Here is a 12,136-nt window from a genome sequence, read left to right as displayed (position 1 = left end):
ATTTGGCAACCTCTTCTAATATGTTCCTAGGGTGATAGCAATGAACAATTCTGAAAAACTCAGATTTCGTATTGAAATGGAAAGACAAGAATTGAATCGACTGGCCCAGAGATACGGTCTGCGGCATGCACGGGTTCTCCATCAGTCGGTTGTTCTTGACCGGTTGTTAAATAAATATAGTAAAGTCACTTACTCCGACTATCGAAGAAAGATGCCCATCGCTTAGAGGGGGGCCTCTTTATCCTTCGGTCATTTCCCTTTAGTATATTATTTTGTTGATTTCTTCGATTGGTATTTGGAGCGTATCAGCAACCTCTTTCGGAGAGAAGCCTCTGGATAACAACCTTCGCGCGACGTGCTGTCGTTCGATCAGGGTGCCTTGCGCGATCCCTTTCTCCATACCTTCTTCCAGCCCCTTCTCATAACCCTGGCGCATCCAGGATGGCATGAATTCCATGATGGTTTCACTCTCCTTTACATATTGTTTCGCCAGTTCCTGCAGCATTCTTTGGCTGAGCTTCAGCAGCATGCGCAGATAGGAAAAATGGAGCTCCCGTTCCTCCCCTTTATTGTAGCCCATTTTGGCTAGTAATGCAGCAGCTACGGGGTTGTTGGAATCGATAAACTTACGCCAAGGTTGGTTGATTAGCTCGACTTTCAAAAACCGAAACTGAAGAATGTCCTCCCCTGGAATCGACATGATCAAGGAATTCCGCTCGTTCTTACTTTCGGCGGACGTAAAGATCGCGATGGGGATGATGAGTTGATGTTCTTTCCGGTGCCTTTCAAAGAGCCGGCTGAAGTAGATAAACATTCGCTCGTGGAAATCTGTCTGCCGATAAGACTGAGGTTCCAGATGGAGGAGAATGAAAGCATCCGTTCCGATGTATTTGGTCTCTAGCAGAAGATCCAGCGTTCGCGCTTCTTCTCCCACCACATCGACAAGTTGCTCTTGCATTAAAAAGCGAGTTTGGCTGAAGTCCAGATGTTGTTCCAATTCAGGAAAAAACAAAGCGATAAATTCTGCGAAAAACGTATGCAGCAGTTTTTTAAACGCTTCGTCGTGGGGGATGCCCCTTTTCCATAGTTGACGCCTTGCGGCTCCTCTTCGATTTGATGGACCAGGTATACCCCTGTTGTCATAAACGAAATCACGTCCTTTCTGAACGCAAAAAAAGCACACCGCGCACGCCAAAGGTTGGCGGATGCGCGAGTGTGCTTCACTTCGCATATTTTTGATTCCATTAAGCCTAGTTTATCCGAAAGGGGTCATTTTGGCAATTCACGCATCCGCTTTGTTCCGGACTTACCGGAAGGAGGTGACGAAGCCCTGCAGTAGCGTGCGCACGTCGTACTGGTAGTGGTTGATCGGCGCGATGGGCTTGTTCAGCCCCAATAGGCCATACACCGCCATGCGGGCTGCTCTCACGGAGTACTCCTCGGTGAACACCACGTCGTCCGGAATTTCACAAAATTGGCTGATAAACGCCAGGTTGGTGGAACCTTCCGGAATAACCTTCGGCCGGTCGTCGATCGCTCTGGGCATGAACTGCGCCGTAATGAAAGGCATCATACAGGGAATGCAGTTGGCGCTAGAGATGATCGCCTCCCTGTCCTGATCGAAATGGAGATGGTGCAGCAGCTCGGTTAGAATTTCCTCGCCGTTGCATTCGGACATTTTCTTAGGCACATAATCCCCGACACGATCCGGGAACAACCCGTAGCCCCAGAACACTTTCACATGTTCCGGCTGATTGCGGAAATGCGGCTGATGGGCCAACACGATGGACATGAGCCAGCTTGAATCCTTAAAGGTGACCAGCGCGCCGGTGCCCGCCTTATTCCGCGAGAAAGCCTCCATCAGATCAAAAAAACGCGAGTCCTGGCAAGTGACCGTAAAAGACTCCCACTTGGAGCCGTCGATATGATCGTCGAAGGAGGAAGGGTTGCCTAGCCCCGTCTTTTTGGCGGCAATGCGATCCCACAGTTGCCAGGAGCTGCCTTTGCCGTTCAACTTCGGTGCCGTGGACATGGAGCCTAAGCTGTAGCCTTCCGTCATCGAGCCATTGGTGACGATCACCAGGTCGCCTTCCGCCAAATCCAGCGTTCCGGCTACGCCGTCCTTGATATAGTGCATGCGCGTGGCGGTAATCTCGTCGCCTTCCTTGAAATCCAGATCGGTGACGGTGCATTTCAGCGTGAAATCGACCCCTCGCTCCTCCAAATACTTATGAAGCGGCAGGATGATGGAATCGTATTGATTATACGGGGTTCGGGTCACGCCCTCCAAGGTATGGATCCGCGGAAACTCATGCATAAAGCGGATCATGTATCTTTTCAACTCGACGGCGCTGTGCCAGGGCTGGAAGGCAAAGGTCGTCGCCCACATGTACCAGAAATTCGTTTCAAAAAAGTGCGGGCTAAACCAGTCGTTGATTCGTGCCTTGCCCATCTTCTCCTCCGGCGTCACGATCAGCTTGACCATGGCTAGCCGGTCCGCCATATCAAAGCCCATGGAAGTGACGTCCTCTACTTGGCCTTGCTTGTTCACTAGCCGGGCGTTGGAATGCGTAGGATGGGCGGTGTCGAAAGCGATGATCTCATCCCGCACCGAAAGCCCCGGCTGGTCTATTGAAGGGATGGAGCGCAACAAATCCCAAGTATTTTCATAAGTCTCGTCATTCAGCATCCGGCCGCCGCGGATCACATATCCGTGCTCGCCGTCTCCGGCACCGTCGTTACTGCCGCCCAGCACCTTCATTTCCTCCAGCACATGAATATTCCGACCGGGAAAGTCACAATCGCGGACCAGGAAAGCGGCTCCCGCCAGCGAAGCGATCCCTCCACCGACAAAATAAACCTGTCTCGTGTTATGTTCTGCTGACATTGATCTTTCGCCTCCAAAGAGTGTGATGAATGGAACAATCCCAATGTAATCCCTCTTTGGAGCAAACTAAATCCACAATGAAGCGCCGCTGTATAAAAAAACGACACTCCCTCAGGAGTGTCTAGGATTCCGACGGAAAAAGCCATGTTTCGAGTTACTGGCCGTCTCCCCATTACCTTTTATGCGAGGTGGAGGACCTGGTGGCTTTGTGCTCATACCGCTGCAGCGCTTGCTCGAAATGACCATCCACCAATTCGCTGAGCTTTTCGATGATCCTTTCTGGCCGTTCCTTCATTCCATCCCGCATCCACCCAATGATGAGACCGGTAAACGCCAGGGTATAAAAGTTCGCCAGGAACCGTTGATCCGCCTCATCGACATGCATCCCCGCAGACACTTCCTCAACCACGCCCATGACCAGGCTGTTCGTCACGTTATACAGGTAGGAATCCAGGTGGCTGCGCGCCAGGGAGTTCAGCGTGTTCAAACAAAACGCCCGGTTATCTTCGATATATTTGAAGATTTTCAGGAACCCGTTGGTCCAGGTGCGATAGCTGCGCTCCCCGGCAATGGCGTCCACCGCTTCGGTCTGGTATATCCAGCCGAGCAGCTCGTAAATATCCTGGAAATGATAATAGAACGTTTGCCGGTTTAACCCGCAATCGTCCACGAGATCCTTAACGGTGATTTTGTTTAGAGGGGTATGGGTCATCCTGCTTTTCAGCGAGGCGGCAAGCGCCTTTTTGGTGAGATGGGAACTCGACAAAGGGAATCACCTGCTTTAACATGATCCGGTTCGCATTGATAACTCCATTATACGCGGGTTCTGAGTCTTTCACAAAAGAGGGGGAGGAGGGGCAGCGCCTCATAAGGGTATAACACACAAGCAAGCCTCCGTCCGAATTTCCGGCGGAGGCCTGCTTGTTTCTCATGCAAGGGCGGAGTGTCAGTTCGTCTTCGATTTATTGTAAATGTCAAACGCGACGGCGAGGAGCAGGACGAGCCCTTTGATGCCCTGCTGCCAATCGACCCCGAGACCGATGAGCGACATGCCGTTGTTCATGACGCCCATCACGAGGCCGCCGATGATGGCGCCAATGACGGTGCCGATGCCGCCGGAGGCGGAAGCCCCGCCGATAAAGCAGGCCGCGATCGCATCGAGCTCGAAGTTCGTCCCGGCCTTCGGCGTCGCCGAATTGAGGCGGGCGGCGAAGATCAGGCCGGACAGCGCGGCCAAGGCGCCCATGTTGACGAACACCCAGAACGTCACCTTTTTCGTTTTGACGCCGGAAAGTTTGGCGGCTTTCTCATTGCCCCCAAGCGCGTAGATATGACGTCCGGCCACCATGCGGTTCATGACGAACGAGTAGATGACGATCAGGAAGAACAGGATGATCAAGATGTTCGGCAGCCCGTTATAGGTGGCCAACACAAAGGTAAACACGTTGATGACGGCAACGAGCAGCACGAGTTTCGTCACGAACATCCAGACCGGCGCCACCTCGAACTGGTATTTGGCCTGGGTCCGGCGCTCCTTCCATTCCTGCCAAATCAGGAGGAGGGAGAGGATGAGGCCAAGGAGAACCGTCAGGGTGTGAAGGCTGCCGCCGCCGAACCAGTCGGGAATAAAGCCGGAGCTGATCCGCTGGAACGATTTCGGGAACGGCGCGATCGATTGGCCGCCGAGTACGATCATCGTCAAGCCCCGGAACAGCAGCATCCCGGCCAATGTGACGATGAAGGCCGGTATTTTCACGTAAGCGACCCAAAATCCCTGCCAAGCCCCAATCAACCCGCCGATCACCAATGAGATGATGATTGCAAGGAACGTAGGCCACTGAAGATCGACCATCATGATGGCAGCCAGGGCGCCGATAAAGGCGGCGATGGAGCCGACGGACAAATCGATATGTCCTGTGATGATGACAAGCACCATCCCGATGGCCAGCACCAAAATGTAACTGTTCTGCAAAATCAGATTCGTAATATTGAGCGGCTTCAGCAAGATGCCGCCCGTCAAAATTTGAAACAGCACGGTGATGAAGATCAGGGCGATGATCATGCCGTACTGGCGTATGTTTTTTCTGAAAAGTTCGCTAACCGCTTGCATCGGTTTACCCCCTGCCTCGAGTCATGGATTTCATCAACACTTCCTGGGTGGCATCCTCGCGCTGGACTTCCCCGGTGATCCGGCCTTCGCTCATGACGTAGATGCGGTCACACATCCCGAGAATTTCCGGCAGCTCGGAGGAGATGAACAAAATGCCTTTGCCCTCGTCCGCCAGTTGATTGACGATCGAATAGATTTCGTATTTGGCTCCGACATCGATGCCTCGCGTCGGCTCATCGAGAATTAAAATTTCCGGCTGTGCGTAGATCCACTTGCTGAGGACGACCTTCTGCTGGTTGCCTCCGCTCAGGTTGACCGTTTTCTGCAAAATGCTCGGCGTTTTAATATTCAACTTGCTCCGGTACTCCTCGGCGACCAGCACTTCCTCCCGTTCGTTGATGACGCCTCGGCGGGACAGCTTCCTTAACGAAGCCAGCGAAATGTTGCGTTTAATATCGTCGATCAAAACTAAGCCGTACTGCTTGCGGTCTTCGGTAACATAAGCAACGCCGTGCTTGATCGCCTGGCTGATATCGTTAAACCGCACTTCTTTGCCGTGCAGGAACAGTTGGCCTTTAATATGCCTTCCGTAGGACCGGCCGAATAGGCTCATCGCCAGTTCGGTTCGGCCCGCGCCCATCAAGCCGGCGATCCCGACGATTTCTCCGCGGCGGATGTTCAGGTTGATGCCGTCCAGCACTTTGCGTTCTTCTTGCTGCGGGTGAGTCGCTTCCCAGCCGCGTACTTCAAAGATGACCTCGCCGATCCGGGGAACCCGTTCCGGATAGCGGTGGGTGAGATCGCGCCCGACCATGCCCTTGATGATTAGATCCTCGGTCACCTGGTCGGCTTTCATATCCAAAGTCTGAATCGTCTTGCCATCTCGCAAGATCGTGATCGAATCGGCGACCTTGCTGATTTCGTTCAATTTGTGCGAAATGATGATGGAGGTGATGCCTTGTTTCTTCAGCTCCAGGATTAACTCCAGCAGATTTTCGCTGTCCTTCTCGTTCAGGGCGGCCGTCGGTTCGTCGAGAATCAGCAGCTTGACCTGCTTGGACAACGCTTTGGCGATCTCCACCAGCTGCTGCTTGCCGACGCCCAGTTCCAGGACGCGCGTGGCTGGCGATTCGTTCAGGCCAACACGTTGCAGCAGCGTTTTCGTTTTGACCGTGGTTTCGTTCCAATCGATCAGCCCGCGTCGGCTTTGCTCATTGCCGAGAAAAATGTTCTCCGCGATGGAGAGGTAGGGGATCAGCGCAAGCTCCTGATGGATAATGACGATCCCCAACTGTTCGCTTTCCTTGATGTCCTTGAATTCGCAAACCTTGCCTTCAAACAGGATATCTCCGTCATAAGAGCCATGCGGATAAACGCCGCTGAGCACCTTCATTAACGTCGATTTGCCGGCCCCGTTTTCCCCGCATAAGGCATGGATTTCCCCTGAGGCTACCTTTAGGTTGACCTGGCTTAGCGCTTTGACGCCCGGGAAGGTCTTCGTAATGCCCCTCATTTCCAAAATCGTATTGCTCACTTGCGCCACCTGGCCTTTCGCTTAGGGTAAGCGCATAGCGACGGTCGCCCGAATCCGCGTCCGCCGCTATGCCGGTCACCGTAAGTGGATGTTAGAGTCCCAGATCTTCCTTGGAGTAATAGCCGGTGTCGACGAGCGCCGGTTCGACATTGTCCTTGTCGACCGAAACCGGTTCGAGCAGGTAAGAAGGAACGACCTTGACGCCGTTATCGTAGGTTTTCGTGTCGTTGACCTCGGCTTCCGTGCCTTCGAGTATGCTTTGGACCATGGAGACCGCCTTTTTCGCCAGTTCGCGCGTATCCTTGAAGACGGTTTGCGTCTGCTCGCCAGCCAAGATCGATTTGACCGAAGCCAGCTCGGCATCTTGACCGGTCACGATCGGCATCGTTTTGCTTCCGGAGCCGTAGCCGACGCCCTTGAGCGAAGAAAGGATCCCGATGCTGATCCCGTCATAAGGGGATAACACCGCGTCGATATTCTCCGTGGAATAGTGGGCGCTCAGCAAGTTATCCATGCGGGCCTGAGCGGTAGCCCCGTCCCAACGCAGCGTGGCGATTTGCTCCATCTTGGTTTGTCCGCTGCGCACGACGAGCTTGCCGGAATCGATGTACGGCTGAAGCACGGACATGGCGCCGTCATAGAAGAAGTAGGCGTTGTTGTCGTCCGGCGAGCCGCCGAACAGTTCGATGTTAAACGGGCCTTTGCCGTCCTTCAGGCCCAGCTTCTCTTCAATGTAGGAGGCCTGCTGCACGCCAACCTTGAAGTTGTCGAAGGTAGCGTAGTAGTCGACGTACTCGCTGTTCATGATCAGCCGGTCGTAGGCGACGACTTGAATGCCCTGGTCATGGGCTTTTTGCAGCACGTCCGTGAGGGCGCCGCCGTCGATGGCGGCAATGACAAGGACTTTTACGCCTTTGGTGATCATATTTTCGATTTGCGACACCTGGTTTTCGATGACGTCTTCTCCATATTGCAGATCGGTGCCATAACCCAGGTCCTTAAATTCCTTGACCATGTTGTTCCCGTCGTTCACCCAGCGTTCGGATGATTTCGTCGGCATGGCAATGCCGATCGTTCCCTTCTCGCTGTTGCCCGATCCGCTGCCGCCGCCGTTTCCGCCGTTGGCGCAAGCCGCGAGGGCCAATACCATCGCCAGTGCAAGTAAAATAACCGTTACCTTCTTCAAAGCCGATTCCCCCTATACCTGAAATGAATGCGTTTACAGTAGGGAGTATAGCAAGCGAAGGGGAGGCCGTATTTACAGCGAATTGACTCTTTTTATAAAAATCGAACCTTTGTGGAAGGCTTGGCTCAAAAATAGAAGGAAGGGGAGGGGGCGGAAAATCGCGCAAAAAAGGGGGGAGATTTACTCCCCCTGGGCGTCTTCGCGTCCAAATGCGCCTTTGCGGTACTGCAGCGGAGAAAGACCGGTCGACCGCTTGAATGCCGTACTAAAATAATGCTGGGTTTCGTAACCGACTTGTTCGGCGATCTCGGCAATCGTCAGCTCGGTTGCATTCAACAACCGGGTCGCTCGTCGGATGCGAAGTTGCGTCAAATAACTGTTAAACGTCGTCCCTAGCTCCTGCTTGATCATGCGGCTTAAATAAGCCGGGGAAGATTGCAGCTCTTGCGCCATCGCTTCCAGGGTTAGCCCGCCGTCGCCGAAATGCTCCAGCATGTACTGCTTGGCTCGGCGCACCAGCGGCGAAACGACGGTTTCCTTCATGACGGCGGACTTGGCTCTCCGGTAAATGGCCGGAAGCTCCAGCACGTCGCTGCTCCCCTCGGCCAAATGGACCTCGGCGGCGATTTTCAAGTGGGTTCGCACCAAGGACTCGATGCGGTTGAAATCGGCCTCGGCGTCCAAACTCCACAGCAGGACGACGATCAGGCCGAAGGGATCGCGGAAGATGGCCTTGGGATAGGAGGCGAGCACCTCGGCGGCGATATTTTCGACCGCATATCCGTAAAGCTGCCGTTCGTTCTCTTTGAGGACTGTGGAGGAGCCAGCCGATTCAGGCAAACGGATGATACCGAGCCAATCGGGGCAGGCGTCCGGCAGCTTCAAAAACTGCAGCTGTTCGGAGATTTCTACGCCCGTCATTCCGCCGTCCAGCCACTGCTGGCAAAACCGCTCCCTCAGGAGCGGGTAGCTGCGGGTAATTTGCCGCGAGGCTTCTTGCCATTGCTGCTGCTTGGACGTTTCTTCCTCCAGTTCCCCGCGCACCTGGCGCAGCACCTTCTCGAGCTGCGCCGGATTGGCCGGCTTCAGAATGTAATCCTTCACTTGAAGGCGAATTGCCTTTTGCGCATACGCGAATTCGTCATGACCCGTGATGATGACGATTTTACACTCCGGCAACTGCTCGCGAACCCGCTTCATCAGCTCGATGCCGTCCATGATCGGCATGTTCAGGTCAACGAGCAGGATATGGACGCCGTGCCGGATGGCCATCTCCAAGGCTTCCTCGCCGTCTTCCGCCTCGGCGACTACCGTAAGGCGCAAGCTTTCCCAGTCCACGCTGTCACGGATGCCTTCGCGAATAATGCGCTCATCGTCGGCGATGAGTACCTTCCAACGGTTTTCCGAGAATATTCCTTTCATGATTCGTTCCTCTCCCAGCGGGTTTGTTCATCCCGAATGATCGGGTGGGTGACGGTAACTACCGTTCCCCGGCCTTCTTCGCTTTGGATCGCCAGCCCATATTTGGCGCCGAAGGTCAGCGTGATCCGGGCTTGCACGTTCAGCATCCCGTAACCCTGGCTGCCTTCGCCTGCGGCGGTTAACCCTATCGATTCGGAGCCCCGTTCCCGGCCGTCTGCGGTGGCCGCGGCTTGCAGTTCCTTTTGCAATTGGGCCAGCTTATCCGCCGGAATGCCTTTTCCATCGTCCCGGATGGTGATCACCAAGGTGCCGCTGTCCTCGGCAGCCTCGATGACAACGCGGCCCGGGCCGCGGCGTTCCTTGATCCCATGGTAGATGGCATTCTCCACGATCGGCTGGAGGATCAGCTTTAACACATAGACGCCTCGAATTTCCGGGGCGATGTGCAGCGAGTAATCCATTTTGTTTTGATAACGGACGGATTGAATCTGCAAGTAACTGCGGACATGCTCGATTTCATCGTTCAGCGGGATGATGTCATTCCCCTTGCTGAGGCCGATTCGGAACAGCTTCGACAAGGACTCCGCCATTTCCGCGATATCTTCCGCGCCTTTGCGGCGGGCCATCCAATGGATCGTATCCAGCGTATTGTACAAAAAGTGCGGTTTGATATGCGCCTGCAGGCTCCGCAGCTCCGCTTCCCGTTTCTGACGCTCCTGCAGCTCGGTCAAGGAGAGCAGCCGATGGATCTGCTGCAGCATGGCATTGAACCGGCGGCCGAGCAGGCCGATTTCGTCGGTTCGGTCGCTCCAGTGGCGAATCGTCAGATCGCCGGACTGGGCTTTTTGCATAAAGGATGCCAACTGTCCGATTGGCCTGGATATCGTGTGGGCCAAATAGAAGGAGGCCGTCATCCCCAGCAAGCAGACGACAAAAACAAAGCTGACCACGTAAAAGCGAATCTCGCGCATTTCCGAAGCGGACTCCGCCATTGAAAATACGCCGACGGTCGTCCAGTTCGTAAACGGCGAATGCCGGTAAATGAATTGCAATTCGCGGCCGCCCAGCCGCTCCGCGTAGGTTCCAGAGCCATCCTGGCCGAGCCGCTCCAACGGGACGCGGTCGATGTAAGGCTCCGGCGGGGCATAGATCAGTTCGCCGTTTCCGTCGACCACCGTTAAATAGCCCGTTTTCCCCAAACGGACGTCCTGGGCGGTTTCGGCGATGACCCGCAGCTTGAGGTCGATTAATACGACGCCTTTGACCTGCTGGGTCTCCGGGTCGAGAATGGCCCTTACGGCCGAGACGACCTCGCTGTCCTTGTAGTTTACATGCGTAGTCACGTTTCGGCCTCGCGGATGACCGATGATTTTGAAGATTCCTTTATTGCGGACCGCCTCCTGATACCAGGCTTCCCGGGTCAGGTCACCATCGGTTCTGGCGTACATTTCGTTGCTGATATAGTCGCCGCGGCCGTTGACGATCAGAATCCCCGCAACCTCCGAGTACAAGGTAGTAAAGCCCTGCAGGAATTTGCGGATCTCGTAGTGGTCGGCATCCGCCTCGGCCGTTGTCATTGTTGGAGGAGGTGCCGTGGATCCGGCGGAGCGAACTTCCTTCTGTGGGCGGGCTCCTGTGCCTCCAGCGGGTTCGTGTCCCTCGGATGACAATGCCGGCACAACGTTGGGTTCCGCATCCGCATCGCTTCTGTTTTCGAGAAATTGCAGCACCTCCGGGTTAAAGGAGATGAAGAACGTCATGTTTTGCAAATTCTCCACATACGTCTCCAGCGAACGGTTTACCTTGCCGATCAACTGCAGCGTATTGTCCGTGATCTGGCGTTCGATAATGCGGTTGACCGTCCAATTCGTCAGCACGCCCAGCCCGATGGAGGGGAGGATGCTGATCAGCATGAAGTGGACGATTAATTTGTAGCGGATCGGCAGGTTATTCAGCGAAAAACGGCGGATCTCCCAGGTCCGTTTGCCATAGCTATTTCGCATAGTAATCATTCACATTCTGCCGCGTGACGACGGTGATGCCCGTATCCAGCCGTTGGGGAACGCGGGGGCCGGGGTGCTGCGACCCATCCGGGTCATGCTTTAACGAAAATAGCAGATGCAGCGACCAATATCCCATGTTCCACGTTCCCTGGGCCATCGTGGCGGCGATATCTCCGCTCTTGACCAGGTCCAGGGTGCCTTTATCGGTGTCGAAGCTGATGATCTTCGGACCGGATGATGCCAAGCCATATGCCCGCACGGCTTCCGCAACGCCGATGCCGCCGTTCGCTTCGGTGGTGAAAATGCCGGCGATCCCCGGGAAGTCCTGCAGGATCTCTTCCGCCGATTGCCGGGAGTAAAGCTCGTCGCCTTTGCCGTTTTTGGTGGCGGCGATGCGCATGTCGGGGAATTCCTGCTTGATGGTATCGGAGAATCCTTCCGTCCGTTCCTGATGGTTTTGTTGATCCGGCACGGTGACGATAGCCACCTCCCCGCGTCCGCCGGTGAGTTCGGCCATTTTCCGCGCAGCCTCGACGCCGGCCGAATAGTTGTCGGTGCCGAGGAAGGAAAAGGCGCGGCTGCCCGGGGCGTCGGAATCGAACAAGACGACCGGGATGCCGGCGTCGACGGCCTTGTTGATCGTGGCGGTGAGCTCGGTCGGATGGATGGCGGAGATCGCGATCCCGGCCGGTTTTTTGGCGATGGCCTGCTCCAATACCGTGATTTGTTCATGAATGTCGCGCTGGGTAGAGCCGCGGTATTCCACGGAGACGTTCAGCGCCTGGGCCGCGTCTTCGAAGCCTTTCAGCCCGCTTTTCCAATAATCGATCCCCATTTGAAATGTCACCATCACGTATTTCTCATCGATGGATCCTTGGAGGCCGCCGGAATTCCATTGATCGTTCAAATGGCTCTGGGAGCGATAATCCAGCACGTATAACGCGAAGCAGGCGAATAACAGCAAATAAACGATCCATATTTTCTTCATATGAAA

At 54.8% G+C, this 12,136-nt stretch carries 10 protein-coding genes; 1 reads left to right on the top strand and 9 read right to left on the bottom strand.

Annotated features, from left to right (window positions below):
- The first annotated feature begins 40 nt into the window (after positions 1-40).
- Positions 41-226, top strand: coding sequence for a Spo0E family sporulation regulatory protein-aspartic acid phosphatase (locus MJ257_RS24785; protein ID WP_308193150.1), 186 nt, complete (start codon positions 41-43; stop codon positions 224-226).
- Between the two features lie 33 nt (positions 227-259).
- Here the strand turns inward: MJ257_RS24785 and MJ257_RS03520 are convergent, their stop codons facing one another.
- From MJ257_RS03520 to MJ257_RS03480, 9 genes are all read right to left on the bottom strand, one after another.
- On the bottom strand, positions 260-1,231 hold the full coding sequence (locus tag MJ257_RS03520) for an Rpn family recombination-promoting nuclease/putative transposase (RefSeq protein WP_240267933.1): 972 nt from the start codon (positions 1,229-1,231) through the stop codon (positions 260-262).
- A gap of 75 nt (positions 1,232-1,306) precedes the next feature.
- Positions 1,307-2,887: an oleate hydratase gene (locus tag MJ257_RS03515; RefSeq protein WP_240267932.1), complete on the bottom strand. Its 1,581-nt coding sequence runs from the start codon at positions 2,885-2,887 to the stop codon at positions 1,307-1,309.
- A gap of 172 nt (positions 2,888-3,059) precedes the next feature.
- Positions 3,060-3,599 carry a TetR-like C-terminal domain-containing protein gene (locus MJ257_RS03510; protein ID WP_240267931.1) on the bottom strand — a complete coding sequence of 180 codons (540 nt, stop codon included), beginning with the start codon at positions 3,597-3,599 and terminating at the stop codon, positions 3,060-3,062.
- A 234-nt stretch (positions 3,600-3,833) separates the two neighbouring features.
- Positions 3,834-4,997 (bottom strand): multiple monosaccharide ABC transporter permease, encoded by a 1,164-nt coding sequence (gene mmsB / locus MJ257_RS03505; protein ID WP_240267930.1) that lies wholly within the window; start codon positions 4,995-4,997, stop codon positions 3,834-3,836.
- 4 nt (positions 4,998-5,001) lie between these two features.
- Entirely contained in the window at positions 5,002-6,531 is a 1,530-nt protein-coding gene (gene mmsA / locus MJ257_RS03500; RefSeq protein WP_240267929.1) for a multiple monosaccharide ABC transporter ATP-binding protein, read from the bottom strand.
- A gap of 91 nt (positions 6,532-6,622) precedes the next feature.
- Positions 6,623-7,681, bottom strand: a complete 1,059-nt coding sequence (gene chvE / locus MJ257_RS03495) for a multiple monosaccharide ABC transporter substrate-binding protein (protein ID WP_372489735.1) — start codon at positions 7,679-7,681, stop codon at positions 6,623-6,625.
- Between the two features lie 216 nt (positions 7,682-7,897).
- Positions 7,898-9,139 carry a response regulator gene (locus MJ257_RS03490; protein WP_240267927.1) on the bottom strand — a complete coding sequence of 414 codons (1,242 nt, stop codon included), beginning with the start codon at positions 9,137-9,139 and terminating at the stop codon, positions 7,898-7,900.
- Positions 9,136-11,151, bottom strand: coding sequence for a cache domain-containing sensor histidine kinase (locus MJ257_RS03485; protein WP_372489734.1), 2,016 nt, complete (start codon positions 11,149-11,151; stop codon positions 9,136-9,138). The genes MJ257_RS03490 and MJ257_RS03485 overlap by 4 nt, the downstream gene beginning before the upstream one ends.
- Positions 11,132-12,130 carry a substrate-binding domain-containing protein gene (locus MJ257_RS03480; RefSeq protein WP_178020038.1) on the bottom strand — a complete coding sequence of 333 codons (999 nt, stop codon included), beginning with the start codon at positions 12,128-12,130 and terminating at the stop codon, positions 11,132-11,134. The genes MJ257_RS03485 and MJ257_RS03480 overlap by 20 nt, the downstream gene beginning before the upstream one ends.
- Positions 12,131-12,136: the final 6 nt, after the last annotated feature.

It is taken from the genome of Paenibacillus timonensis (assembly GCF_022427145.1).
GTDB lineage: Bacteria > Bacillota > Bacilli > Paenibacillales > Paenibacillaceae > Fontibacillus > Fontibacillus timonensis.
Note: the sequence above shows the minus strand (reverse complement) of the source record. Positions and strands in the feature narration are given on the sequence as shown.

Coding starts and splice junctions, on each gene's coding strand:
- MJ257_RS24785 (WP_308193150.1), top strand. CDS start 41: ATGAACAATTCTGAAAAACTCAGATTTCGTATTGAAATGGAAAGACAA.
- MJ257_RS03520 (WP_240267933.1), bottom strand. CDS start 1,231: ATGCGAAGTGAAGCACACTCGCGCATCCGCCAACCTTTGGCGTGCGCG.
- MJ257_RS03515 (WP_240267932.1), bottom strand. CDS start 2,887: ATGTCAGCAGAACATAACACGAGACAGGTTTATTTTGTCGGTGGAGGG.
- MJ257_RS03510 (WP_240267931.1), bottom strand. CDS start 3,599: ATGACCCATACCCCTCTAAACAAAATCACCGTTAAGGATCTCGTGGAC.
- mmsB (WP_240267930.1), bottom strand. CDS start 4,997: ATGCAAGCGGTTAGCGAACTTTTCAGAAAAAACATACGCCAGTACGGC.
- chvE (WP_372489735.1), bottom strand. CDS start 7,681: ATGGTATTGGCCCTCGCGGCTTGCGCCAACGGCGGAAACGGCGGCGGC.
- MJ257_RS03490 (WP_240267927.1), bottom strand. CDS start 9,139: ATGAAAGGAATATTCTCGGAAAACCGTTGGAAGGTACTCATCGCCGAC.
- MJ257_RS03485 (WP_372489734.1), bottom strand. CDS start 11,151: ATGATTACTATGCGAAATAGCTATGGCAAACGGACCTGGGAGATCCGC.
- MJ257_RS03480 (WP_178020038.1), bottom strand. CDS start 12,130: ATGAAGAAAATATGGATCGTTTATTTGCTGTTATTCGCCTGCTTCGCG.